Here is a 24,025-nt window from a genome sequence, read left to right on the forward strand (position 1 = left end):
TGTGATACATCGACTGCGCCAACGTGTGACAATGTTAAGCTACTGTTTCAACTCGCTAATCTTTTGGAAGGCGAGGCTCGATTTCGTTTTCCTACAGCCCCGGTGAGCGGCTATCCAGACCTCGCCTTGTGAAGCGCGACCACGCTCCTCCCGATGACGGAGAGCGTGATGTACTTCGAATATCTGACAATCCGTATCAGCCCGAATATGCGTGCAGAGCTGCTCGCGCATGTTGCGCAGATCGACTCCGACCCGAGCAAATTCGTGCGGGAGCTCATCGCCCGCGCACTCTCGACAGCGCGCGACGCGAAGGGGGAAATGCAGCGGCAGGTGCTCTTCTGCGCGGTCGCATTGGACTACCTTCTGGAAGTCCAGGAGGCCCCCTCGCTACGTCAGAAGGCAATCGACGACTGGAAGAAGATCGTCGCGGAATGGGAGCGGCCCAGTGGCGATTGAGCGCACGCCGAAAGCCCTGAAGGCGGGCGCCATCGCGCTCCCGATTGAGCCTCTGACCGTCCGCATACCGGTAGCCGTCCGGCTCACCGGGATCGGCCGATCCAAGCTCTACGAGTTGATCAAATCGGGCGACGTGGAGACGGTGAAGATCGGCACCGCGACGCTCATCACCATGGCCAGCTTGCGGCGGCTGGTGGAGCGAGGATCAGCCTGAGGATGGCATCAGGCTGGTGCAGAAGGCGGCCCACTCGCGCATGAGGGAACGGCGCTTCTCGAGGAAGTCGGTGCGGCGGTAAGCCGCCTCGACCTTGTTGGGGATCGCGTGCGCGAGGGCGGCCTCGGCTACCTCGCCAGGGTAGCTGGTTTCCTCCGCGACCCAGTCGCGGAAGGCCGAGCGGAAGCCGTGGACCGTGACGCCGGTTTCCATGTCCCGCATAACCTTGAGCAGCGTCATATCTGAAAGCTGATTCTTGAGCCGCTGGCCGGGAAAGACCAGATCGCTGCACGGTACGCGGAGCGCTTCGGCGCGCCGGAACACGTGGATCGCTTCGGGTGCGAGCGGCACGTGGTGGACCCGGCCCATCTTCATACGGTCGGCCGGAACGGTCCACATGCCGGCTTCCAGATCGACCTCATTCCAGGTTGCGCCACGTATCTCGCCGGAGCGCGCCGCCGTCAGGATCAGGGCTTCCATGGCGAGCCTTCCCACCGACGATCGCTCACGCAAACGGGCGATCAGCTTGGGAACGTCGGTGAACGGCATGGCAGCGAAATGGCCGTCCTTGCGCGGCTGGCGCGGCAGCCCCTTGGACAGCGAGCGCATCGGCGCTTCGGTTGGGCGATAGCCCTTGGCGTAGCTCCAGTCGAGGACGGCGCCGATGCGCTGACGGACGCGCCGGGCGGTTTCCGGCTTTGCCAGCCAGATCGGCGCGAGCACGTCGCGAATGATCGGGCCTTCAATGTCGTTGACGAGCCGATCGCCGAGTTTGGGAAAGGCGTAGGTCGTCAGCGTGTTGATCCATTGATCCTGATGCTTGCCGTTTTTCCAGGCGGCCTTGTGCTCCTCGTGCACGAGCGTCGCAGCCTCGCGGAAGGTAGGGACTGGATCTTCGACCTTCTTGCGTTCGGCGATGGGATCGATGCCTTGCGCAATCTGCCGCCGCAGCTCCGTTGCCTTAGCCCGGGCCTCGGCGAGGGTCAGCACCTTGAGCGAGCCGATGCCTATGTCTCTACGCTTGCCATCGATCCGGACGCGAACCATCCAGCTCTTTGCGCCCCCGTCCGTCACCCGGAGCATGAGTCCGTCGCCGTCCACGTATCGGCCCGGCTCGGTGATGGCCTTGATCTTCATCGCAGTCAGCTGACCCATGACACCTCTCCAGTCCCACCACTTGTCTCACCAGAAGTGGTGGGCACGGGTGGATAGCTGTGGATGCGAGCGGACGCCCCAACAGCCAAGAACTGGCTGTTTTTAGCGGGTTTTTCTGGATTTTAGAAGGCCCAGAAAGGGCGTAAGTGGCGGAGCGGGAGGGATTCGAACCCTCGATACGGTTTTGCCGTATACTCACTTTCCAGGCGAGCGCCTTCGACCACTCGGCCACCGCTCCGCATGCTCTGGAAGGCGGCCCGTACCGCGCGGCGCGCCGGGGCGCAAGGCTCGTTGCGCGTGTGGTGTTGCATGGATCGGGTGGCACGTGCCACGCTGGAGCATGATGATCGCCGCGCTCCCGCTCGCCCTGCTCGCCCTGAATGGCGCGGCATCTGCCGCCGCCCAGATATCGACACCGCCACCGGCACCATCGCCATCGGAGCCGGTCGCGGCGGATTGGCGACCGATCCCGGACGACGAGCTGCTGGTGGTGCGCCTGGCGGGCGATCGGCGGGTGGTGATCCGGCTCGCACCCGCAGCCGCACCGGTGCATGTCGCCAACATCCGCGCGCTCGCGCGGGCGCATTGGTGGGACGCGACGAGCGTGTACCGGGTCCAGGACAATTATGTCGCGCAATGGGGCGATGTAACCGAAAAGAAGCCGCTGCCCGCGGCTGTCGTCCCGAACCCACCTGCGGAATATGCGATGGCGTCGCCCAGGTTGGCAGCCACGCTCACGCGCACCGATCCCTATGCGCGGCGCGCCGGCTTCACGGCCGATGGCTGGCCGGTGGCGGGCGGAAGCTGGGATGCGGACGATAAATCGGCATGGCTGCCGCATTGCTATGCCATGGTCGGGGTCGCGCGGGACCTGGCGCCCAGCACCGGCAGCGGGGCGGAGCTCTATGCGGTGATCGGACACGCCCCGCGCCACCTGGACCGCAACATCGCCGTGGTTGGCCGGGTGATCGAAGGCATCGAGCATCTGTCGGCGCTGCCGCGCGGCACCGGCGACCTGGGCTTCTACAAGACGCAAGAGGAGCGCACGCCGATCCGCAGCGTCCGGCTGGCCAGCGACCTGCCGTTGGCCGATCGCCCGCGCTTTGACTATCGCGCGACCGACAACCCGCGCTTTGCTGCCTATGTGCACGAGCGCGAGAACCGGCAGCCGCCCTTCTTCACCGTGCCCGCGGGCGGCGCGGACATCTGCAACGTGGCGCTGCAGATACGGCGGCGGTAACGGCGCGATCGCTCGGCTGGGCGAGCGTCCGGATTCCACGGGGTTGCTGCCTTGGGCGCCGGCCATGCACGGGTGCGGAGTCATGACCGGCTGCGTTCCGGGCCCTGGGCTCCGGCCTGCGCCGGAGCACGCTGGGTAGCCTCAGGCGCGCGCCGACGCCCGGTACGTCAGAGCGGGATGACGGAGAATATGCCCGATCGTGAAGCGCCATTGCGCGCAACCGGAATGGCGTGCCGAACGACCGATTCCAGGCGCTTCGGCAAGCTCAGCCCCGCCTCAGCACAAACGACTCTCTTCGATGTCGTTCGGCCCTGGAGCTGTCTACCGCCTCAGCGGCCGACCCAGTCGGCCACTTCGACGGCAACCTGATTGGCCGCCTGGTTGATCGCGGGCGCGACCGTTGCCGCGTCGATGGCGGTGACCGGAACGCGAGCCTCGAAGCGGCGCTTCTCCACCGCGCCCGGGCGATCGATTCGGATCAGCGCTGCGTCAAACGTCACCACCGCCTCGCTGGTGGTCGCGTCCATCCCGAAGCTGCGCAGCTCGCCCGACAATTGCGAACTGGGGTCCACGCTCGACTGGCGGAGACTCAGCACCACCCGGCCGGTGCGCGTCGTCACCGTATCGCTCAGCAGCCGCGCGAACAGCCGGCCGGGCTGCTCGACCCATTGCGCGTCCTTCACATAGGCGAGCGACGTGTCGGTCGAGTGCACCGGCACCCGCGTCACCGCCAGCTCCTGGGGCACGCTGGGGACGGAGATCAGGATCGACTTGGCCGCTCCCGAATCCTGCGCGGTGCCGACCGGAACGGCCTGGGCCGGCGTGAGGGTGAGCAGCGAGGGCGGCGGCTCGGCGCCCAGGCGGATGCAGGCGGACAGCGGCAGCAGCGCGAGAATGGCGAGCTTCTTCATGAATTCCCTCACTTGCCTTCGTAGTCGGGCAGCTTCTGCCGGCCGATGATCGAGCTTGCACCACCCTGGTCGACCCGCTCGGCGACCGCGGCCAGCGCCGTGGTCATCTGGCGCAGGTCGGACACCAGCTGGCCGACCTCAGGCACGGTGCGCTTGGAGAAGGTCTGCAGGCCCGGGCGCGCGTCGCCGATCGCGTCGTTCAGCGTGTCGGCGCTGCGTTGCGCCGACTGGATCGTGCGGTTCAGGTTCTGGAGAGTCGGACGCACGTCATTGGCGAGCACGCCGTTGCTGGTTTCCGCCAGCTGGCCGATCTGCTCGGCAGCGACGCCGGCACGCTGGATGGCGATGCGGGTCTCGGCAAGCGTGGCGGCGATCTCGGGGCCCCGGTCCGCCAGCGCGTCGGTCAGGCGATTGGTGTTCTCCAGGATCGCGGCGATCGAGTTCTGGTTGCGGTCCGACAACAGCTCGGTCAGCCGCTCGGTGAGCGAAGTCAGCCGCTCGAGCAGGCGCGGCGCCGAGCTCAGGATCGCGCCGAGGCCGCCCGGACGGGTCGGGATCACCGGCACGCCCATCGGGCAGGAGGTTTCCGGATGCACCGGGGGACAGGCGATCGGCGGCGCACCCTTGACCGCGCCGTCGAGCGCGATCTGGCTGACGCCGGTAAAGCCCACGCCTTGGATGGTGGCGGTGGTGCCCTCCAGGATCGGCACGCCTTCGTTCACCGAAATGCGCACGCGCACGAGCGACGGATCGGGCTTGAACAGCGCGATTTCCTTCACCTGGCCGGACGGCACACCGGAAAAGGCGACAGGCGAGCCCTTGTTGATGCCGTCCACGGCCTGTTTGAAGAAGATGTCATATTCCAGCTCGTCGGCACCGTTCACGCGGGCGAGCCAGACGGTGAAGATCGCCAGCACGGCGAGCAGGATCAGCACCACCGCGCCGACCAGGACATGGTTCGATCGGGTTTCCATCAGCCTCTCAAGCCCCCTGTGCCTGCCGCGCCTCGGCGCTGCTGGCGCTGGCCACCGCGGCACGCCCGCGAGGCCCTCTGAAATATTCCTGGATCCACGGATGGTCCAGCGCGAGAAGTTCGTCGATCGTGCCGACGGCGATCACCTTCTTGTCCGCCAGCACCGCCACCCGGTCGCAGATCGCGTAGAGCGTATCCAGGTCGTGGGTGATCAGGAAGACGGTAAGGCCCAGCGTCCGCTGCAGCGACTTGGTAAGTTCGTCGAATGCCGCGGCGCCGATCGGGTCGAGGCCTGCGGTCGGTTCGTCGAGGAACAAGAGGTCGGGGTCGAGCGCCAGCGCACGGGCGAGGCCGGCGCGCTTCTTCATGCCGCCCGACAGCTCGGCCGGATATTTGGGCGCAGCCTCTGCCGGCAGGCCGGTCATGACGACCTTGTAGGTGGCGATCTGCTCCAGCAGCGCCTCGCTCAGCCCGGGGTAGAATTCGCGCAAGGGAACCTGGACGTTCTCGCCCACCGTCAGCGTCGAGAACAGCGCCCCGCCCTGGAACAGCACGCCCCAGCGCTTGCGGATCTCGGTCGCCTCGGTCTCCTCGCGGCCCAGCGTCTGCTCGCCGAATACCGAGATATCGCCTTCGGCCGGCGTCTGCAGGCCGATGATCGAGCGCATCAGCACCGACTTGCCGGTACCCGATCCACCGACCACGCCCAGGATCTCGCCGCGCCGCACGTCCAGGTCGAGGTTGTCGTGCACGACCTGCTCGCCGAACACGTTCTTCAGGCCCCGCACGCGAATGACGGCTTCCTGCTCTGCCGTCATATCCAGCCGATCCGTTCGAAGAATACCGCAAAGAAGGCGTCGAGCACGATCACCAGGAAGATCGCCTGCACCACCGCGGAGGTGGTGCGCAGGCCGACCTGCTCCGCATCGCTTTCGACCTGCATCCCCTGAAAACAGCCGGAAACCGCGATGATGAGGCCGAACACCGGCGCCTTGATCATGCCCACGTACAGGTCGGTGATCGGCACCACCTCGCGCAGCCGCTGGATATAGGTGACGGGCGGGATGTCGAGCGTCGCCCAGCACAGCAGGCAGCCGCCAAGGATCGCGATCATCGAGGCATAGAAGCCGAGCAGCGGCATCATCAGCACGGCCGCCAGCGTGCGCGGCAGCACCAGCGCCTCCATCGGCGACACGCCGATGGTGCGCATGGCGTCGATTTCCTCGGTCAGCTTCATGGTGCCGAGCTGCGCCGCGAACGCCGAGCCCGAGCGCCCCGCGACCATGATCGCGGTCATCAGCACGCCCAGCTCGCGCAAGGTGATGCGGCCGATCAGGTTGATCGTGAACACCTCCGCGCCGAACTGGCGCAGCTGCACCGCGCCCTGCTGCGCGATGACGATGCCGATCAGGAAGCTCATCAGCCCGACGATCGGGAGCGCCGAGACGCCGACCACTTCGAAGCGCTGCACCGTGGCATTGAAGCGGAAGCGGCGCGGGTGGCGGATGACATTTCCGGCGGCGATCACCGTTCCGCCCAGGAAGCCCAGCAGCCCCACCAGCGTGCGCAGCGAGAGGATGGTAGCGGTGCCGAGTTCGTCCAGCACCCGCTTCACCGGCGGCAGCGGCCTGGCCTTCTGCACCACCGGCTGGTCGGCTTGCGAGACCTGGTCAAACAGGTGGTGGCTGTCCTCGTTCAGCCCCTCGATCTTGGCATCACGGGTGGCGGCGAATCGGTGCACGATCCAGGCACCGACGGTGTCGATGCGCCGCACGCCCGACAGGTCGATGCGATCGACTTCCCCGCCATAGCTGCCCAGCCGGTCGGGCAGATCTTCCAGTTGCGCCAGGGTCAGTTCCCCGGTGAACCGGAGCACACGCTGGTCCTGGGGATCAGGGGCAAAATCGACGGCCACAGTCATCACCATGCTCCATCGGCGATTTCCTCTGGAACGGCAAGGCGCGAGCTTGCAGAGACGCAGCAATGCAGCGTCTCGCAATCTACGACATGGACCGGACCATCACGCGTGCCGGCACCTGGACCCCGTTCCTGCTCCATACGCTGGAGGGGCGTCAACGCTGGCGGGTGGCACTGCTGCCGGTCGCGGTACTGCTGGCCGCCGGCTATGCGAGCAAGCTCTACAGCCGGGGGCGGCTGAAGGAACTGACGCACCGGCTGATGCTGGGCCGCGCGGTGCCCGCGGACACGCTCAAGACGCTGTCGCATCGATTCGCCGAGCATACGCTGCGAAAGGGCGTGTTCGCCGATGCCGTGAAGCAGATCGCAGCCGATCGTGCCGAAGGGCGCACGCTGGTCCTCGCCACCGCCTCGTACCGCTTCTACGCGGCGGAGATTGCGGCACAGCTGGGCTTCGACCATGTCATCGCCACCGATACAAAGCTGAGCGAGGCGGGCGCACTGCTGCCGCAGATCGACGGCGAGAATTGCTACGGCCCCGGCAAGCTCCGGATGATCCAGTCCTGGTATGCCGCGCAGGGGCTGCGGCGCGAGGACACGGAGGTCCGCTTCTACAGCGACCATGTCTCGGACGCGCCGGTGTTCGAATGGGCGGACGAGCCGGTGGCGGTAAACGCCCATGCCCCGCTGCGCGCGCTGGCCAGGGCACGCGGCTGGCGCATCCTCGACTGGGCTGCTTGAGCCAGGCGCTATAGCAGCACGTCGACACTGTGGATGAACAGGCCGACGAGGCCGCCCACCAGCGTTCCGTTGATGCGGATGTATTGCAGGTCACGGCCGACGGCATTCTCCAGCCGCCCGGTGATGGTGCGCGCGTCCCAGCCGCGCACTGTGTCCGACACCAGCCGCACGATCGCGTCGCCATAATCCGCCACCGTGCCGACCGCGGCGCGGCGCACGAAGCGGTTGATCGTGCGGGCGAGCTTGGGATCGCGCTGCAGCGTCTCGCCCAGCTGGCGCAACGCGTCGCCCACGCCGCCCGCCATGGCCCGATCGGGATCGCGCACCAGCCGCAGCAGCGCGGCACGGCTGCGCTCCCACATGCCGTCCAGCCAGCGCTGCAGCGCGGGATTGGCGATCATGTCCTCCTTGAACTGCTCGACCCGCGCCTGGAGCGCCGGATCGGACTGGAGGTCGGCGGCGAGCTTGGCGAGCCCTTCCTCCGCCTTGGCACGCAACGGGTGCTGCGGATCCTCGGCGATGTCGTCGGCCAGCTTGCGCAGGCCGTCGAGGATCTTGTTGGCGAGCGTCTCGTCGAGCCCGGTCCAGCGCAGCACCGATCCGGCACGGTCGTGCACCATCGTGCGGATGACCTGCTCGTTGGCGTCGACCGCGCGCGCGACGAAGCGGATCATGCCGTCGATCAGCGGCACGTGGCGATCCTCGGCGATCGAGGCCTGGATCGCCTGGCCCAGCAGCGGCGCAATCTCCGTGGAGCGAAGCCGGCTTGCGATCGCGCCCTTCACCATGCCGCCCAGCCGCTCCTGGTCGAACGACTGGATCATGCTGGCGGCCAGCCGCGCGGCCCCGTGGCGCAGCCGCCCCTCGCCCCCCACCGGGTTCGCCAGCCAGCGGCCGACGAGCGCCGCGACATCCAGCCGCCGCATCCGGCGAGCGACCACATGGGCGGTCAGGAAATTGTCGCGCAGGAATACCGCCAGCGTGTCGCCGATGCGGTCCTTGTTGCGCGGGATGATCGCGGTGTGCGGCACCGGCAGGCCAAGCGGGTGGCGGAACAGCGCGGTGACCGCGAACCAGTCGGCGAGCCCACCCACCATCGCCGCCTCCGCAAAGGCCTGGACAAAGCCCCATCCGGGGTGCTGCGCCTCCAGCGCGCGGGATGCGAAGAACAGCAGCGCCATCACCACCAGCATGCCGGTAGCAAGGCGGCGCATGCGAGTAAGCGCAGGGGGAACGACGCTCCCAGGGCCGGGCGCGCGCGCAAGCAAGGTCATGGCGGTGACAATCCCCAACGACGGGGAAGGTTCAAGCGGGGTGCGCCGACGATGGCGGGAGCCGGGGGTACCCACCCGCACCAACCGGCCGATCATCCCTTCCGCTCGGCTCCGCTTCCCGTCATGCTGAACTCGCTTCAGCATCCACCGCGCGAACAACAGCGACTTCACAGGCGGAGAGGTGGATCCTGAAACACGTTCAGGGTGACGCGTAGGGTGAGGGAGCGGCCGCGCGGGCCTGCACCCCACCGCGCCCAGGGCCAGCGTCACTCGGCCGGCGCAGTCCCCTCGCCTTCGCCGCGATAGCCGATGCGGCCGCCGGGCTGGTGGTCGATCACGGGCATGCCCGGGCCCTCGTCCCCCGGCTTGTAGGTGAGCAGCCGCCGCGACAGGCGCGGGCCGATCCAGCGCTCCACGCCCACCGCCAGGCTGAACGTCGCCGGCACGATCAGCAGCGTGAGCATGGTCGACAGCACCAGCCCCCCGATCACGGTGATGCTCATCGGCGCCCGGAACGATGCGTCGCCGGTCAGCGCCAGCGCGGTCGGGACCATGCCCGCCACCATGGCGACCGTGGTCATCACGATCGGCTGCGCGCGCTTGTGCCCTGCGTCGAGGATCGCCGCCGACTTGTCGACGCCCTTGCCCATCTCCTCCAGCGCAAAGTCGATCAGCAGGATCGAGTTCTTGGCGACGATGCCGAGCAGCATCAGCAGGCCGATATAGACCGGCATCGACACCGGATGTCCCGTGACCCACAGCGCGATGAGGCCGCCGAGCGGCGCCAGCAGCAGCGAGCCGATGTTCACGAACGGCGGCATCAGCCGCTTGTAGAGCAGCACCAGCACCGCGAGCAGGAGCAGCAGCCCCGAGATCACGGCGATGATGAAGTTCTGGATCATCTCGGTCTGCCACTTGGCCTGGCCGAGCGTCAGCTCGCGCACGCCGATCGGCAGCTTCTGCATCGTCGGCAGCGCGTGGATCTGCTTCATCGCGTCGCTGTTGACGACGCCCGGCGCCAGATCGGCCCCGACCACCAGCTGGCGCTGCTGATCGACGCGCTCGATCTTGGTCGGACCTGCGCCAAAGCCGATCTCCGCCACCACGCTCAGCGGCACCGATCCGCCGCTGCCGGTGGGCACCGGCAGGTTCTGGATCGTCGACAGCCGTTCGCGCGAATCTTCCGACAGCGCGACGCGGATCGGGATCTGGCGGTCGGAGAGCGAGAAGCGGGCGCTGTTCTGGTCGATGTCGCCCAGCGTCGCGATGCGGATCGCGTTGGACAGTGCGCTGGTGGTCACGCCCAGGCTGGCGGCGAGGTCGAGGCGCGGGCGGATCACCAGTTCGGGCCGCTGCAGGTCGCCGCTCACGCGCGGGGCGACGATCGTCTTCAGGCCGGACATTTCCCCAACCAGCTTGTTCGCCGTCTCGTTGAGCAGCACCGGATCCTCGCCGCCCAGCACGATCGAGACGTCGCGGTTGTTGTCGCCCCAGCCGAACTGCGAGCGGAAGGCGACCCGCGCATCCGGAATCGCGCTCAGGCGCGGCGTCAGGCCCCGCTCGAACTCGGTGCTGGTCATTTCGCGGTCTTCGGCAAGCTCCACGCTCACACGGCCATTGCCGACCATGGTGGTCGAATAGGCGGAGGTGACGATCGGCTGCGCGCGCAGGATCTCCTCGACCTGCTTCACCACGCGCGCGGTCTGCTCCAGCGTGGTGCCCGGCACCATGTCGATCATCGCGGTCGAGCGATCGCGGTCCTGCGGCGGCTGGAAGGTGGCGGGCAGGATCGAGAACATGAACAGCGTGCCGGCAAAGGCGGCGATGCTCGCCACTACCGCTGCCCAGCGGTGCTTCAGCGTCCAGCGCAAGGTCGCCATATAGGCGCGCATCGCCCAGCCATCGGGCTTGTCGACATGACCATGGCCCTTGAGGAAATAGGCCGCGATCATCGGCGTGATCATGCGTGCGACACCCAGGCTCATCAGCACGGCGGCGACCACGGTCAGGCCGAAGTTCTTGAAGAACTGGCCCGCGATGCCGGGCATCAGCCCGACGGGCAGGAACACCGCGACGATCGCCATGGTGGTCGCAAGCACCGCCAGGCCGATCTCGTCCGCGGCGTCGATCGATGCCTGATAGGCGGTCTTGCCCATCCGCATGTGGCGAACGATGTTCTCGATCTCCACGATCGCGTCGTCGACCAGCACGCCGGCCACCAGGCTGAGCGCCAGCAGCGTCATCTGGTTGAGCGAAAAGCCCATCAGATCCATGAACCAGAAGGTCGGGATCGCGGACAAGGGGATCGCCAGCGCCGAGATCATCGTCGCGCGCCAGTCCCACAGGAACAGGAACACGATGATCACCGCCAGCACCGCGCCCTCGATCATGGCGTGGATGGCGGACTCGTACTGAATCTCCGTGTATTTCACGCTGTCCGACAGCAGCGCGAAGCGCACCTGCGGGTTGCGCTCCTGCAGCGCCTTCAACCGCTTTTCCGCCTCGTGGAAGACGGTGACGTCGGACGCACCCTTGGCCCGTTTGATGTCGAACGACAGCACGCGCCGGCCGTTGTAGGCCGCAGCCGAACGCTGCTCCGCATAGGCGTCGCGCACCTCGGCGATGTCGGCCAGCCGCACGGTCCGGCCGTTACCCAGCGCAATCTGCGTCTGGCCCAGCTGATAGGCGGTTGCCGCATTGCCGAGCACGCGGACGGACTGTTCGGAACCCGCGATCTCGGCACGGCCGCCGGCCGCGTTGACGTTCACCTGGCGCAGCGCCTGGTTCACCTCGCTGGCGGTGATGCCCATGCCCTGGAGCCGGGCGGGATCCAGGATCACGCGGATCTCGCGATCGACGCCGCCCACGCGTTCCACGGTGGACATGCCGTCGATCGACAGCAGTTCCTTGGCAACCGTGTTGTCAACGTACCAGCTGAGCTGCTCCTCCGTCATGTCGTCGGCGAGTGCCGTCCAGCTCGCCAGGTCCTTGTCGGTGGTGTTCGCGCGATAGATCTGCGGCTCCAGGATGCCTTCGGGCAGCTCGCTGCGGATCTGGTTCACCGCCTCGCGCACGTCGGTGACGGCGCGGTCGATCGGCGTGCCGATGTTGAGCTGGACGACCGTGGTCGAATTGCCTTCGCTCACGTCCGAGTTGATCTCGTCGATCCCCTGGATGCTGCGCACCGCCGCCTCGACCCGCTGGGTGACCTGCGTCTCCAGCTCCGTCGGCGCGGCGCCCGGCTGGTTGATGACGACGATCACCACCGGAAACTCGATGTCCGGGTCCTGGTTCACGTCCATCCGCATGAAGCTGACCAGCCCCGCGATCGTCAGTGCGATGAACAGCACCAGCGGCGGGATCGGGTTGCGGATGGACCAGGCGGAGATGTTGCGAAAGCCCATGGCTTAGCGTCCCGTCTTGCGCAGCGTCGGCTTGATCTTCTGCCCGGGGTTGAGGAACGCGCCGGCGCTCACCACCACCTTTTCGGTGCCGTTGAGCCCTTCCGCGATCGCGACGCCCGCGTCCGATACCTCGCCGACCTTTACCGCCCGGCGTTGTACCTGGTTCTGCCCGTCGAGCACATAGACGTAATTGCCCTGGGCATCGCTCAGCACCGCCGATTCCGGCAGCAGCGGCGCGGCGCGCGCGCCCGACACGATGCGCGCGGTGGCAAAGCCGCCCGGCCGCAACGCCGCATCATAGGACAGGGCGATCCGCACGATCCCCTGCCGGCTGTCCGGATCGATCACGGGCGAGACCTGCCAGACCTCGCCACGAAAGGTCTTGGTGGAGCCGACCGGCGTCACTTCGGCGGGCACGCCCACGGTCATGCGCGCCATGTCGGTTTCGGAAAGCTGCGCGCGCATTTCCATCTGCCCGCCCATCGCCATGCGGAACAGCGTGCCGCTGCCCGACGAGATGATCTGGCCCGGCTCGACGCTGCGGGTCAGCACCAGCCCGGCGGCGGGCGCGCGGATGTCGAGGCGACGGTTGCGCGCGCGGGTCTCGGCCAGCTGCGCCTCGGCCACGCGCACCTGCGCCTGCGCCGAGTCGCGGGTCGCGGTCTTGCGGTCGATGTCCGCCTTGGACACGAAGCCGCGGCCGACCAGCTGCTGCGAACGATCGAGCTCGCTCTGCGCGATGCGGGCGTCCGCGCGCGCGACGCGCACCTGCGCCTCCAGCGACTGGGCGGTCTGCGCCTGCACCGAACGGTCGACGGTGGCGAGCACCTGGCCTTGGCCGACCCAGCTCCCCGGCTCGACCAGCACGCGCGCGACTTCACCGCCTTCGCCAGCGACGCCGATCGGCATCTCGCGCCGGGCCGCCAGTGATCCGGTGCCGGTCACCACCGTCTGTACCGATTCGCGACCCGGTACCATCACGGTCACGGCCGGAACCTGCGCATCGCCCGCGGGCTCCGCTGCGGCGGCGGCGGGATCCGTGCCGTCACCCCGGCCGAACACGAACCACGCGGCCAGCACGACCAGCAGCAGGATGGCGGCAGCGAGAATCCACTTGCGGCGACGGCGCGACGGCGCCTGCGGCCCGGCCAGCTGAGGGCGATCCTCTTCCCCGATCGCCTTCGCCTCATACTCCATCTACGCCACTCCCCCGACCGGCCGTTGTGCAGCACTGTGTTATCGCAATAGGGCACCCATCTCAAGGGTGCCTGGCCGATCGCGGCTTGCCCGTTGCCCTTCGCGCCCGCAAGCAAATCCGGTGTTCAGCTTGCGTTGGTGTGCGACCCCGCAGGAGAACGGCACCGTTTGGGGCAGCACCCAAAGTTGAACTGGAGAATTCGTCGATGCGCATCCTTCCCCTCTTCGTCCTGGCGCTGACCACCAGTGCGGCCGGCGTCGCCGTTCCTGCCGCCGCCCAGCAGGCCGGGGCGAGTGCGCCCGTGCTGCTCGACGCGACGCTGCTCGACGTGGTGGCAGAGGGCAAGGCGACGCGCATTCCCGATGTCGCGACGCTGCGCGCAGGGGTGGTCACCCAGGCGGCTACCGCAGCCGCGGCGCTGCAGGAGAATGCCGCGCGCATGACTCGGGTGGTCGCCGCGCTGCGCAAGGCCGGTGTCGCCCCGCGCGACGTGCAGACCGCGCAGATCGCGCTGTCCCCGCAGTATCGCTATGCCGAAAACCAGCCGCCGGTGATCACCGGCTATCAGGCATCGAACCAGGTGTCGGTGCGCTTCCGCGACATTGCCCGGAGCGGCGCGATCCTCGACGCGCTGGTCGCGGAAGGTGCGAATCAGATCCAGGGGCCGGACCTGTCGGTCGATGCCGCGGAGCAGGCGCTGGATGAAGCCCGCACCAATGCGATGGCGCGGGCCCGTGCGCGCGCCGAACTTTATGCCAAGGCGGCGGGCCTGCGAGTGGACCGCATCCTGACGATCAGCGAGGGCGATGCGCCCTCCTCGCCGCAGCCGATCGTGGTGCATGCGCGCATGCAGTCGATGGCGGCGGATTCGACGCCGGTGGCAGCCGGCGAGCAGGACATCACCGCAACCGTGACGGTGCGCTTCCTGCTGCGCTGACCAGCGGTCCCTCTGGCACATAGAAAAAGGGCCGCCCTGGCAGGACGGCCCTTTCCCTTGGGTTCGCGAGGATCGCGGCGGTTAGCGTACCGACCCGCGACGGATCAGGTTCACGATCGCCAGCAGGATGATCGCGCCGATCAGCGACGTGATGAAGGAAGTCACCGTGATTCCGTCGTTGATGTTCTGGCCGAAGATCAGCGACGCAATGAACGCGCCGACGATGCCGACGACCACGTTCAGGATAATGCCCTGCTGCGCGTCGGTCCGCATGACCATGCTGGCCAGCCAGCCCACGACACCGCCAACGATAAGCCAGATGATAACGCCCATGGTGTTTGTCCCTCCGTTACGGCCGCCTGTTCGGCCTGTTGTTGCAAGGACTCGCCACGGACGGGAAGGTTCCGGCGGCGTCACGAATATCAACGGCGCCGACCTGCGGCAGTGCGGTCTAGAACAGCGTCCAAAGCGGGTTGGCGGGGTCCGCCAGCAGCTTGATCGTCAGTGCCGCGGACATGATCACCAGCAGCGGACGGACCCCGCTTCCGCCGAAGCGGATCGCCAGCCGCGCGCCCAATTGATTGCCCACAACATTCGCCACCGCCATCACGCCGCCCAGCAGCCAGAGGACATGCCCGCCCGCGATCATCGCCAGCAGGGCGGCAACGTTGGTCGACAGGTTGAGCAGCTTGGTATTGGCGATCGCACGCACCAGCCCCAGGCCGCCGAGCGCCACCAGCGCCAGCGTCAGGAAAGACCCGGTGCCAGGGCCGAAGAAGCCGTCGTAGAAGCCGATTCCCGCGACGATCAGCGTGATGCCCGTCCTGCCCACCCGGGCATGGCGATCCACCTGGCGCATCGGCGGCGCGAGCAGGAAATAGAGCCCCATCGCGATCAGCAGCACCGGCATGAAGGCCGCCAGATAGGCGGAACTGATGTGCTGCACGGCGGTGGCGCCCAGCGCGGATCCGACAAAGGCGGCCGCCGCCGGAACCGCGAACTGGCGGAGGTCGACATGGCCTGCCCGCCAGAAGGTGAAGAACGCCGAGGAGGTCCCGATCGTGCTCTGCAGCTTGTTGGTGGCGAGCGCCGCGACCGGCGGCACGCCGGCCGCCATCATCGCCGGCAGCGTCAGCAGGCCTCCGCCGCCCGCCAGCGCATCGATGGTGCCCGCGAGAAACGCGATAGCGGCAAGAAAGGCGAGCGTTTCGACGGCGAACTGCATGCCCTGCGCTTAGGCGCACGCGGCGGCGGCGGCTAGCGTCTGACGCGGGGCGACGCGGGGCGACGCGGGGCGACGCGGGGCGACGCGTGCGTGGCGAACACGGACGGAGCTTGTCGAGACGGCACCTCGAAATACCCGAAAGCTGCGCAACGTCTGCTGCTTCAGGCCGCATCCGATGCAAGACGGCAGAGATTGGCGAACGCGGTCTCCCAGCCCTCGGGAGACCAGGTCGCATCGGCTGCCGCTTGTGGCTGTCCCGAAACGATGCCTTATCCGGGAAGCCGGGTCAGTCCGTCTGCATGATCGCCAACTCAAGCCCGTTGGGATCGAGGAAGTGAAAGCGTCGGCCGCCCGGAAAGGCGAAGACCGGCTTGCTGATGGTGCCCCCGGCGTCCGCGACAGCGGTTTGCGCCGCTTCGATATCGTCCACCAGCACCACCGGCAAAGGCGTCCTTGGAGCTTCGCTTATATCGCCCTGTAACCCCAAGTCGACATTGCCGGTCATGGTGCATGAGTAGCTGGGTCCGAAGTCGGTCAGGTCCCACCCAAACACCGTTGCGTAGAAGGTCCGAGCCGCGCCGAGGTCGCGCGCGGGGAGCTCGATAAAATTGATGCGGGCCATGGGTAAACTCCTATGACTTTCTACAAAGTGGTTTGGTGAGGAAGCCGGAAGCTTTGCGGATCACCGCTAGCCGTTGGGACCAGCAGAACGGACGGCTTTTGATGGTGGCGCTTGCCGGAACAGGTTGGATGCCGGCACGCCACGAGCGGCCTGTCAGCCCCGCAAGGTTAGATGCGGCTTTCCCACTTAGGAAGGGCGATCGAGACGGTCGCGGCCATCTCGAGATAAGATTGGATCGGCTGGTGGCGCCCGCTCGACGCGGTACCAGGAACCGGCAGATCCGCTGGGACTCTTCTGCGGGGTTGACGCTGTTAACGCTGTTCCAAGGAACACCGTCCCTGAAAACGGTTGGTCTGGATGTCTCTCAAGGACCACGCCCCGCCTGTGCGGTGAGTGCTCCTCAACCTGATGCACACCACAGCCTGCCTCCAAACAGTTCCACGCATTGCCCTTGCCATGTGAGGTCAGAAGAAGGGTCAGGGTCTCATCTCTAGGCAGAAAGGACGCCATAGGCCGGAGGTTTGGGAACTGATCCATAGGTTTTTGCCGAGCATGTGCTGATCCGGTAAGCACCAGCATCCTGCCCGTCCCGGAGGCGCTATTCTGCAGCAGGCCGGCCATGCGCTGCTCAAAGTCGCTTTGGTCGACGGGCTTGTCGTCCAACCACGGCATTCGAAAGGCCCCGTTCTTATAGTTGAGGCCTGGCTCGAATGCGATCACACGCACGACACGGCCGTGCTTGTGTTGCTCCCATAGGTTCCGAAACAGCCTGAACATCGCTTGGCTTGATCGTCCATCGAGGACGCTGTCGGGCTGACCCGCTCGCCACATCGTCGCTCGAAGAAACGCCGCCTCTGCTTCTTCACCCCCATCCGAGTTCAGGTAGGCGTCAATTGCAGGCTGGTCCTGTTCCGGCTGTTCAACTGCAACAACAACAGGCGCGGCGCGGGAGGCAAGGCAGACGAGGTCTGCAAACATGGCCGGCATCTCATTCGTGCCGTGCCTTTCCCCCGCTACGATCCACCGCGCCCGTGATGCCGCGACGACCTCTGCGAAACCGTCCACCGGCTGGCAACTCAGTGCTGAGGCGGTCGTGGCTAGCAAAGTCAGCAGCATGTCCCGTGCCTCCTTTCACCAACCGGTCGAACGTCTCGCGAAATCGTGGATCACGCAACGGCGGGCGCTTCCGGCCATTGCCTTCATCCGCAAGAACGAAGTTTTCGCGGGACGGCCAGGTCGGGTCTGTTTCCTAAGTCGTTCGACCGCAGCGCTTTCCCGGATCTATTCCCTATTGCGTGTTTCCGAAGTGGCGCGCCGGGGATGGAGAAACGGGACTGGGCCTTCCGCAAAGGAGCTCCGGAAAGCTGCCGCAATCCTCTGGGCGCTCTGTCTGGACGTTGACGGTCGTTCTGCGCCCTAATGAAAGTCGCGCGAGCGGATCGGGATTGCATCCTCGGGGTCGCAGCCGGTGCGGAACGGGGGGTGATAGTGGGAGCGCGGCTTCCACACCGCCGGGGCCTTGGCATCGCGCGGGTCGGGGCCGCTGCCATGGGTGGCGCCGTCGCCCCGCCCGGTCAGGCGCGGCAGGTCCAGGTCGCCGATGCTTCGCAGCATGGGGGTGCGGTCGACCACCCGGTCGGTGATGACATGGATCACCTCGCCCTCGCGCTGGACCCGGCCGACGATCGACACCATCGCCGCCGACATGACGGTGCGGCGCTGCTTCTCGAACCGGTCCGGCCACAGGATCGCATTGGCGACGCCGGTCTCGTCCTCGATGGTGATGAACAGCACGCCCTTGGCGCTGCCCGGCTTCTGGCGGACCAGGATCACGCCGGCGACCTCGACCCGCCGCCCGTCCTTGAGCGACCCGAGTGCCTTGCACGGGACGACGCCCTCTTCCTCCAGCTGCGCGCGCAGAAAGGCGAGCGGATGCGCACGCAGCGACAGCTGGGTGGCGCGGTAATCCTCCACCACCTCGCGCCCGGCGGTGAGCGGATCGAGTGCCACCGGCGCCTCCGCCACTTCGGGCGTGAGGCCACCTTCGCGCGCGTCGGCGGCGGCGAACAAGGGCAGCGGCTCGGCCGCCAACCCCTTGATCGCCCACAAGGCCTGGCGCCGGTCGAGCCCCAGCGCCTGGAAGCCATCGGCGCGCGCGATCTTTTCCAGCGCCGCCAGCGGCACGCCCGACCGCCGCCACGCATCCTCGACCGAGGTGAACGGCGTTGCGCCGCGCGCAATCACCAGCCGCGCGGCATCGGCGTTGGACAGGCCGTGGACGACCTTGAACCCCAGCCGCAGCGGCAGCCGCATCGCCGCCGCAGCCGCCGCAGCCGCAGCCGCAGCCGCCGGAGTCCGCTCGGTCGTGGCCGCCCCCAACAGCCGGGTATCCCAGCGGCTGTCGTTGATGCACACCGGCCGCACCTCCACGCCATGCTCGCGCGCGTCCCGAACGATCTGCGCGGGCGCGTAGAAGCCCATCGGCTGCGCGTTGAGCAGCGCCGCGCAGAACACGTCGGGATGGTGGCACTTCATCCACGATGACGCATAGGCGATCTTGGCAAAGGACGCGGCGTGGCTCTCGGGAAAGCCATAGCTTCCGAAGCCCTCGATCTGCTTCACCAGCCGGTCGGCGAATTCCTCTGAGATGCCGTTCTTGTTCATCCCGGCGATCAGCTCCTCGCGGAACTGGCCGACGCCTTGGGTATATTTGAAGGTCGCCATCGCCTTGCGCAGCTCGTCGGCGCGCGCGGGCGTGAAGTCGGCACCCTCGATCGCGACCTTCATCGCCTGTTCCTGGAAGAGGGGCACGCCCAGCGTCTTTTCCAGCACCGCCTTCAGCCGTGGGCTTGGATAGCTGAACTCGATGTTGGGATTGCGCCGCTTCTGCTCGCGCCGCTTGAGATAGGGGTGGACCATGTCGCCCTGGATCGGGCCGGGGCGGACGATCGCGACCTGGATCGCAAGGTCGTAGAAGGTTGCGGGCAGCATCCGCGGCAGCATTGCCATCTGCGCACGGCTCTCGATCTGGAACACGCCCAGCGTGTCGGCACGCTGGATCATGGCAAAGGTCTTCTTGTCCTCCTTTTGCAGCTCGGGCGAGGCGAGCGTCAGCGCCAGCCGCTTGTGCTCCGCCAGCAGGTCGAACGCGCGCCGCATGCAGCCGAGCATGCCGAGGCCCAGGATATCGACCTTCATGAAGCCGAGTTCCTCGATGTCCTCCTTCTCCCACTCCACCACCCAGCGATCGGCCATGGCAGCGGGTTCGACCGGCACCAGCCCGTCCAGCCGGTCGTTCGCGAGCACGAAGCCGCCGGGATGCTGCGACAGGTGGCGGGGCGTGCCGATCAGCTCGCGCGCCAGCTCCAGCGTCAGCGCCAGTCGCGGATCGGAACGGTCGAGGTTGAGCGCATCGACATGCGCGTCGGCCACGCCTTCGCTCGACCAGCCCCATACCTGGCCGGCGAGCGCGCCGGTCATGTCCTCGGGCAGCCCCAGCGCCTTGCCGACCTCGCGCACTGCGCCGCGCGCACGGAACCGGCTGACCACCGCGGTCAGTGCGGCATGGTCATGGCCATAGGTCTGGTAGATCCACTGGATCACCTCCTCGCGCCGCTCATGCTCGAAATCCACGTCGATGTCGGGCGGCTCGCCGCGGCTGGGGGAGATGAAGCGTTCGAACAGCAGCTGGTGCTCGATCGGGTCGATTGAGGTGATGCCCAGCACATAGCAGATCACCGAATTGGCCGCAGAGCCGCGCCCCTGGCACAGGATGTCCTGGGTGCGGGCATAGCTGACGATCGAATTGACGGTCAGGAAATAGGCCGCATAGTCCATCAACCGGACCTGCTCGAGCTCGTATTCGAGCTTTTCGACATAGCGCTGGTCCGGCCGGCCGTGGAACGGCGGCTGCTGGAACAGCGCATCGAGCGCGCCGCGTGCCAGTCGTTCGAGCGCCTCCTGCGGTGTCCGGCCGTGCATCACGATCTCGTCAGGATAGCGGTAGCTCAGCTCCTTCGGCGAAAAGGTGCAGCGCTCGACGATCGCGGCACCTGCCCGGATCGCCTCGGGCAGGTCGGCGAAGCGCCGCTCCATCGTCCTGGGCGGCACGAAACATCGATCGGCCGACCGCTCGCGCCGCAGCCCCAGGTCGTCGATGGTGGATTTGCAGCGGATCGCCGTCACCACGTCCTGCAGCATGCGGCGGGCGGGCTCGTGATAGAGCACGTCGCCGGTGGCGAGCGGGGCCAAACCGAAGCGCGCCGCTTCCTCGGCCGTGCGGTGCAGCCGCAGCCGGTCGCCGGGCCGGCGGTGGTAGGTCAGGCAGACATGGCCGCGCTCCGCCCCGAACAGGTCGGCCATCCAGCGCAGCTCGTCCTCGCGCACGCCGTCGATGCCAGGGACGAGCGATCCGACCAGCCCCCGCGTCTCGGCCAGATCGTCCCAGTGGAGAAAGCACTGCCCCTTTTCGCCGTGCTGCGGGTCGGCGCGCTTCTTGCCCAGCGTCAGCAGCCGGGTGAGTCGCGACCAGCCCGCCAGATCCTCCGGCCACACCAGCAGCGACGCGCCGGAGACGAGGTCGAGCCGGCACCCGGCCACCAGCCGGATTGGATTGCCCTGCGCGCTCACGTCGCGCGCGGCGACCAGCGACCGGACGATGCCGGCGACCGAATTGCGGTCGGTGATGCCCAGCGCCGGCATCCCCATTTCAGACGCGGTGCCGAACAGCTCCTCCGCCGACGATGCGCCGCGCAGGAACGAGAAGTGGGTGGTGACCTGAAGCTCCGAATAGGTCATGCGAACATGCCCTGGAGCCACCAGCTGAGGTCGCCCGTCTCCCCACGCAAGCCATCGCCGCTGCGGTACAGCCAGAAGCGGCGGCCTTCGGTGTCCTCCACCCGGAAATAGTCGCGCACCGCGTCCCGCTCGGCCGGGCGGCGCCACCATTCGCCCGCGATCCGCTCCGGCCCGTCGGCGCACGCCACCTGGTAGAGCGTACCGCGCCAGGTGAAGCGCCGCGGCGGCTGGTCGGGCAGCTCGGCGATCACATGGTCGAGCCGTTCGGGCCGGCGCAGCATGCGGATCGGCCGCGGCCAGCGCAGGTGCCAGGGATGGTCGGCCTCGCGACCGTCGAGCCGCCGGACGTCGTCCTCGCGCAACTGCACTGCCGGCGCCTCGGCCGGGTCGAGCGGCGCGACCCGTGCGGATGCGCGCTCGGGCACGTCGCTTTCCACCGGGGCCACCCGCCACATCCGCTGCACGCCGATGCGGTTGACGATGCGATCGACCAAGGGTCCCAGCTCGGGCGGCGTATCCTCGACCAGCGCGGCGCCCAGCGTCTCCGCGCCCAGCGGCTCGGCGCGGCGTATGTGCAGCGCCATGGCGTCGATGCCGTATCCGGGCTCTACCGTCTCGATCCGGCGTCCGAGCAGCCGCAGCAGATGCTCAGGGTCGCGGCTGGCGCGGGCAAGCCCGATGCGCAGCCGCTGCGGCACGCCGTCGACGCGGTCGAGCACCAGCTCCACCTGCCGTGCGCCGAGCCCGGCTTTGCGCAACACCGCCACCAGCTGGGGCACCAGTTCGCCCAGCCAGTGCGCGATCGCCTCTGCGGTGGCGATCGGCTCGGCGAAGCGCTGCTCGACCTGGATGCGTTCTGGCGGCACCACCGGATCGAGCGGTTCGGCACGCGCGCCCAGCGCCTGATCGAGCCGGGCCAGCACCGTATCGCCGAACCGGCGCGCCAGCTGCCCGCGCGGCAGCGCCCGCAACTGCCCGATCGTCGTCACGCCCAGCCGGGCGAGCAGCTCGATCGCGCCGTCCGACAGCCGCAGCAGCGCCACCGGCAGCGGGTCCAGCGCCTCGACCTGCGCACCCGGCGGGCAGATCCGCACCGCGCCCCGGCCATGGCGGGCCAGCGCCCAGGCAGCGCCGGCGGTGTCGGCGATCCCCACACAGGCATGCACGCCGCGGCGCGCGAGCAGCCGCACCAGCCGCAACGCCATGCGCCCCTCCCCGCCATGGAGATGCGCCACTCCGGTCAGGTCGAGCAGCAGCCCGTCGGCGTCGGACAGATCGACCACCGGCGTCCAGCGGCGGGCGAGCAGCATCGCCAGCCGGCGCAGATCGGCCCGGTCGCCAGCCGGATCGGCATCGCGCACCTGAAGCTCGGGCACCTGCGCGCGCGCCTGGGTGAGCGCCATGCCGGGCCGCAGCCCCAGCGCCTGCGCGGCCGGGGACGCAGCCGCGATCGCCACGCGTCCTCCCTGGCGGGCGACGGTGACCAGCGGCACGGCATCGCGTACCGACGCGGCGCTGCCGGGGGTCTCCTCCACGCACACGCGCGCGACCAGGTCGCCAAGCGTGCGCCCGGTCTGGAAGAAGCGGCCGGCGGCGGCATAGCCTGCGATCGGCTCGCGGCCATGGGCATCGGGGTGCGGCCCTTCGCCCGGATATTGCACCGCCGGCATCGCCGCCATCTGCGCCAGCGTCGGCCGGTCCGACCGCGGAAACGCCTGCGGCTGGGCCAGCGCGTGATGGCTGCACCCGCCCTCGTCCGGCGGCATCGTTTTGAACGGATGGGCTTTGAACGGATGGTCCATCACCTCCGAACGGCGGCTGAGCTCGCGGAACGGCGGCTGCTGGTGCAGCGGCAGCGCGGCGATCGCCCGTTCCACGGCCTCGGCATCTGCGGCCCAGGCGGCGGAGGCGGGCGAGGCGTCGAGCGGGCGACCCTGCCGGTGGACGTCCTTGAAGGGCCGCTCGCCCTTGAACGGATTGTCGGCGGCCACGCTGGTGCGGCCCAGTTCCCGCTGCGGCGGGCGCTGGTGCGTGGGCAGCTGCTCGATCGCAGCCTCCACCTCCGCCCGGGCCCAGCGCGCGCCGGGACGCCAGCCGCCCTCCCTGGGGACCGAGCATTGGTTGGCGCGTTCAGCCTCGGCCACCCGGCCGATCGCCGCAAAGGCAGGACCCGAGCGTGCCGCCTCAGGCGGCAGCGCGGCGGTTCGCTCTGCCTGCCGCAGCCGGTCGATCGGCCAGTCGGGCAGGAAGAGCGCAGCGACCCGTTTCATCGCATGCCTCCACGGTCCAGTCGCGGGGCTCGCCACCCTTCTGGCGGACGAGCGAAAGTTTCCAGCGGGCGCGGCCGACGCCGGCCACCGGCAGCGGGGTCGAGGGCGCGGATGCCACGCGCCAGCGCGTCGATGCGGCAGAGGGGACCGCCAGCGGATCGGTGCCCGCCCGCCCGTGCCGGCGCAGGAGCAGCGCGATGGTGCGCCCGCCCTCCGCCGCCAGCTGCAGCCGGCGGGTGGCGGCCATGGGCACGCGCTTGGCCTCGCCGATCACCGCGCCCAGCCCCCGGTGGCGCAGCCCCTCCTCCATCAGCTGGAGCAGCTCGGCATCATCGCTCGCCTCGGCATAGAGCACCCGGTGCGGCCCGAGCCCTACCTGGGCGAGCCCCGGCGCGAACAGGTCGCGCCGCCGCACCACCCACAGCACCGGGCCCCAGGCGCGCGCGGCGATTCCGGCCAGAAACAGCGTTGCCGCGCAATCATCCGCCATGTCCGGCCCCGCGCCCGCCACCTCGTGCAGTGCGTCGAGCGCGAGCCCGCCGCCGGCCACCACTTCGTCGAGCGCCGGCACGCCGAACGGCAGCACCTCGCGCCGGCGATAGCGGCCGCATTCGATGGCGCGCAATTGCGCGCGTAACGCGTCCAGAACAGGGGCTTGAGCATGGGTCACGACAACAGCTAGGACTCGCAG

Annotated in this window: 20 protein-coding genes and 1 tRNA gene; 5 read left to right on the forward strand and 16 right to left on the reverse strand. The window is 68.2% G+C overall.

Annotated features, from left to right (window positions below; all coding sequences use genetic code 11):
- The first annotated feature begins 168 nt into the window (after nt 1-168).
- Entirely contained in the window at nt 169-456 is a 288-nt protein-coding gene (locus LK533_RS10855; protein WP_229362894.1) for a hypothetical protein, read from the forward strand.
- On the forward strand, nt 446-670 hold the full coding sequence (locus LK533_RS10860) for a helix-turn-helix domain-containing protein (protein ID WP_229362895.1): 225 nt from the start codon (nt 446-448) through the stop codon (nt 668-670). Before LK533_RS10855 ends, LK533_RS10860 begins: the two co-directional genes overlap by 11 nt.
- Here LK533_RS10860 and LK533_RS10865 read toward each other — a convergent pair.
- Complete coding sequence (locus LK533_RS10865) at nt 662-1,825, reverse strand: tyrosine-type recombinase/integrase (protein ID WP_229362896.1); 1,164 nt, start codon at nt 1,823-1,825, stop codon at nt 662-664. The two genes, LK533_RS10860 and LK533_RS10865, sit on opposite strands and share 9 nt — an antisense overlap.
- Before the next feature lie 147 nt (nt 1,826-1,972).
- Nucleotides 1,973-2,063, reverse strand: a tRNA-Ser gene (locus tag LK533_RS10870).
- Between the two features lie 105 nt (nt 2,064-2,168).
- On the opposite strand from LK533_RS10870, the gene LK533_RS10875 reads away from it, so the two are divergent.
- Nucleotides 2,169-3,065 carry a peptidylprolyl isomerase gene (locus tag LK533_RS10875; RefSeq protein WP_420705845.1) on the forward strand — a complete coding sequence of 299 codons (897 nt, stop codon included), beginning with the start codon at nt 2,169-2,171 and terminating at the stop codon, nt 3,063-3,065.
- Nucleotides 3,066-3,394: 329 nt separating this feature from the next.
- On the opposite strand, the gene LK533_RS10880 is transcribed toward LK533_RS10875, so the two are convergent.
- Genes LK533_RS10880 through LK533_RS10895 form a run of 4 tightly spaced genes read right to left on the reverse strand, consistent with a single transcriptional unit; the run spans nt 3,395 to nt 6,870 of the window.
- Nucleotides 3,395-3,976 carry an ABC-type transport auxiliary lipoprotein family protein gene (locus LK533_RS10880; protein WP_229362898.1) on the reverse strand — a complete coding sequence of 194 codons (582 nt, stop codon included), beginning with the start codon at nt 3,974-3,976 and terminating at the stop codon, nt 3,395-3,397.
- Nucleotides 3,977-3,984: 8 nt separating this feature from the next.
- Nucleotides 3,985-4,950: an MlaD family protein gene (locus LK533_RS10885; protein ID WP_229362899.1), complete on the reverse strand. Its 966-nt coding sequence runs from the start codon at nt 4,948-4,950 to the stop codon at nt 3,985-3,987.
- A gap of 7 nt (nt 4,951-4,957) precedes the next feature.
- Complete coding sequence (locus tag LK533_RS10890) at nt 4,958-5,767, reverse strand: ABC transporter ATP-binding protein (RefSeq protein WP_229362900.1); 810 nt, start codon at nt 5,765-5,767, stop codon at nt 4,958-4,960.
- A complete protein-coding gene (locus LK533_RS10895; RefSeq protein WP_229362901.1) occupies nt 5,764-6,870 on the reverse strand; it encodes an ABC transporter permease in 1,107 nt (368 codons plus the stop codon). The genes LK533_RS10890 and LK533_RS10895 overlap by 4 nt, the downstream gene beginning before the upstream one ends.
- 62 nt (nt 6,871-6,932) lie before the next feature.
- Here LK533_RS10895 and LK533_RS10900 point away from each other — a divergent pair, with 62 nt between their 5' ends.
- Nucleotides 6,933-7,607, forward strand: a complete 675-nt coding sequence (locus LK533_RS10900) for an HAD family hydrolase (protein WP_229362902.1) — start codon at nt 6,933-6,935, stop codon at nt 7,605-7,607.
- 8 nt (nt 7,608-7,615) lie between these two features.
- On the opposite strand, the gene LK533_RS10905 is transcribed toward LK533_RS10900, so the two are convergent.
- The 3 genes from LK533_RS10905 to LK533_RS10915 all read right to left on the reverse strand — a co-directional run bounded on the left by LK533_RS10905 (nt 7,616) and on the right by LK533_RS10915 (nt 13,482).
- The gene (locus tag LK533_RS10905; protein WP_229362903.1) at nt 7,616-8,881 is read right to left on the reverse strand and encodes a DUF445 domain-containing protein; all 1,266 of its coding nucleotides are present in this window, start codon (nt 8,879-8,881) and stop codon (nt 7,616-7,618) included.
- Between the two features lie 266 nt (nt 8,882-9,147).
- Nucleotides 9,148-12,285, reverse strand: a complete 3,138-nt coding sequence (locus LK533_RS10910) for an efflux RND transporter permease subunit (RefSeq protein WP_229362905.1) — start codon at nt 12,283-12,285, stop codon at nt 9,148-9,150.
- A gap of 3 nt (nt 12,286-12,288) precedes the next feature.
- The gene (locus tag LK533_RS10915; protein ID WP_229362906.1) at nt 12,289-13,482 is read right to left on the reverse strand and encodes an efflux RND transporter periplasmic adaptor subunit; all 1,194 of its coding nucleotides are present in this window, start codon (nt 13,480-13,482) and stop codon (nt 12,289-12,291) included.
- A 206-nt stretch (nt 13,483-13,688) separates the two neighbouring features.
- On the opposite strand from LK533_RS10915, the gene LK533_RS10920 reads away from it, so the two are divergent.
- Nucleotides 13,689-14,420, forward strand: coding sequence for an SIMPL domain-containing protein (locus LK533_RS10920; protein WP_229362907.1), 732 nt, complete (start codon nt 13,689-13,691; stop codon nt 14,418-14,420).
- 81 nt (nt 14,421-14,501) lie between these two features.
- Here LK533_RS10920 and LK533_RS10925 read toward each other — a convergent pair whose 3' ends face one another.
- From LK533_RS10925 to LK533_RS10955, 7 genes are all read right to left on the reverse strand, one after another.
- A complete protein-coding gene (locus LK533_RS10925; RefSeq protein WP_229362908.1) occupies nt 14,502-14,753 on the reverse strand; it encodes a GlsB/YeaQ/YmgE family stress response membrane protein in 252 nt (83 codons plus the stop codon).
- A gap of 118 nt (nt 14,754-14,871) precedes the next feature.
- On the reverse strand, nt 14,872-15,645 hold the full coding sequence (locus LK533_RS10930; RefSeq protein WP_229362909.1) for a TSUP family transporter: 774 nt from the start codon (nt 15,643-15,645) through the stop codon (nt 14,872-14,874).
- Between the two features lie 286 nt (nt 15,646-15,931).
- Nucleotides 15,932-16,267 carry a VOC family protein gene (locus tag LK533_RS10935; RefSeq protein WP_229362910.1) on the reverse strand — a complete coding sequence of 112 codons (336 nt, stop codon included), beginning with the start codon at nt 16,265-16,267 and terminating at the stop codon, nt 15,932-15,934.
- Nucleotides 16,268-16,453: 186 nt separating this feature from the next.
- A complete protein-coding gene (locus LK533_RS10940; protein WP_229362911.1) occupies nt 16,454-17,383 on the reverse strand; it encodes a ChaN family lipoprotein in 930 nt (309 codons plus the stop codon).
- Between the two features lie 300 nt (nt 17,384-17,683).
- The gene (locus LK533_RS10945; protein WP_229362912.1) at nt 17,684-21,064 is read right to left on the reverse strand and encodes an error-prone DNA polymerase; all 3,381 of its coding nucleotides are present in this window, start codon (nt 21,062-21,064) and stop codon (nt 17,684-17,686) included.
- Entirely contained in the window at nt 21,061-23,334 is a 2,274-nt protein-coding gene (locus tag LK533_RS10950) for a DNA polymerase Y family protein (RefSeq protein ID WP_229362914.1), read from the reverse strand. The genes LK533_RS10945 and LK533_RS10950 overlap by 4 nt, the downstream gene beginning before the upstream one ends.
- Nucleotides 23,249-23,959: an ImuA family protein gene (locus tag LK533_RS10955; RefSeq protein ID WP_229362915.1), complete on the reverse strand. Its 711-nt coding sequence runs from the start codon at nt 23,957-23,959 to the stop codon at nt 23,249-23,251. Before LK533_RS10955 ends, LK533_RS10950 begins: the two co-directional genes overlap by 86 nt.
- Between the last annotated feature and the right edge of the window lie 66 nt (nt 23,960-24,025).

It is taken from the genome of Sphingomonas sp. PL-96 (genome assembly GCF_020707215.1).
GTDB lineage: Bacteria > Pseudomonadota > Alphaproteobacteria > Sphingomonadales > Sphingomonadaceae > Sphingomonas.

Coding starts and splice junctions, on each gene's coding strand:
- LK533_RS10855 (WP_229362894.1), top strand. CDS start 169: ATGTACTTCGAATATCTGACAATCCGTATCAGCCCGAATATGCGTGCA.
- LK533_RS10865 (WP_229362896.1), bottom strand. CDS start 1,825: ATGGGTCAGCTGACTGCGATGAAGATCAAGGCCATCACCGAGCCGGGC.
- LK533_RS10875 (WP_420705845.1), top strand. CDS start 2,169: ATGATCGCCGCGCTCCCGCTCGCCCTGCTCGCCCTGAATGGCGCGGCA.
- LK533_RS10880 (WP_229362898.1), bottom strand. CDS start 3,976: ATGAAGAAGCTCGCCATTCTCGCGCTGCTGCCGCTGTCCGCCTGCATC.
- LK533_RS10885 (WP_229362899.1), bottom strand. CDS start 4,950: ATGGAAACCCGATCGAACCATGTCCTGGTCGGCGCGGTGGTGCTGATC.
- LK533_RS10890 (WP_229362900.1), bottom strand. CDS start 5,767: ATGACGGCAGAGCAGGAAGCCGTCATTCGCGTGCGGGGCCTGAAGAAC.
- LK533_RS10895 (WP_229362901.1), bottom strand. CDS start 6,870: ATGACTGTGGCCGTCGATTTTGCCCCTGATCCCCAGGACCAGCGTGTG.
- LK533_RS10900 (WP_229362902.1), top strand. CDS start 6,933: ATGCAGCGTCTCGCAATCTACGACATGGACCGGACCATCACGCGTGCC.
- LK533_RS10905 (WP_229362903.1), bottom strand. CDS start 8,881: ATGACCTTGCTTGCGCGCGCGCCCGGCCCTGGGAGCGTCGTTCCCCCT.
- LK533_RS10910 (WP_229362905.1), bottom strand. CDS start 12,285: ATGGGCTTTCGCAACATCTCCGCCTGGTCCATCCGCAACCCGATCCCG.
- LK533_RS10915 (WP_229362906.1), bottom strand. CDS start 13,482: ATGGAGTATGAGGCGAAGGCGATCGGGGAAGAGGATCGCCCTCAGCTG.
- LK533_RS10920 (WP_229362907.1), top strand. CDS start 13,689: ATGCGCATCCTTCCCCTCTTCGTCCTGGCGCTGACCACCAGTGCGGCC.
- LK533_RS10925 (WP_229362908.1), bottom strand. CDS start 14,753: ATGGGCGTTATCATCTGGCTTATCGTTGGCGGTGTCGTGGGCTGGCTG.
- LK533_RS10930 (WP_229362909.1), bottom strand. CDS start 15,645: ATGCAGTTCGCCGTCGAAACGCTCGCCTTTCTTGCCGCTATCGCGTTT.
- LK533_RS10935 (WP_229362910.1), bottom strand. CDS start 16,267: ATGGCCCGCATCAATTTTATCGAGCTCCCCGCGCGCGACCTCGGCGCG.
- LK533_RS10940 (WP_229362911.1), bottom strand. CDS start 17,383: ATGCTGCTGACTTTGCTAGCCACGACCGCCTCAGCACTGAGTTGCCAG.
- LK533_RS10945 (WP_229362912.1), bottom strand. CDS start 21,064: ATGACCTATTCGGAGCTTCAGGTCACCACCCACTTCTCGTTCCTGCGC.
- LK533_RS10950 (WP_229362914.1), bottom strand. CDS start 23,334: ATGAAACGGGTCGCTGCGCTCTTCCTGCCCGACTGGCCGATCGACCGG.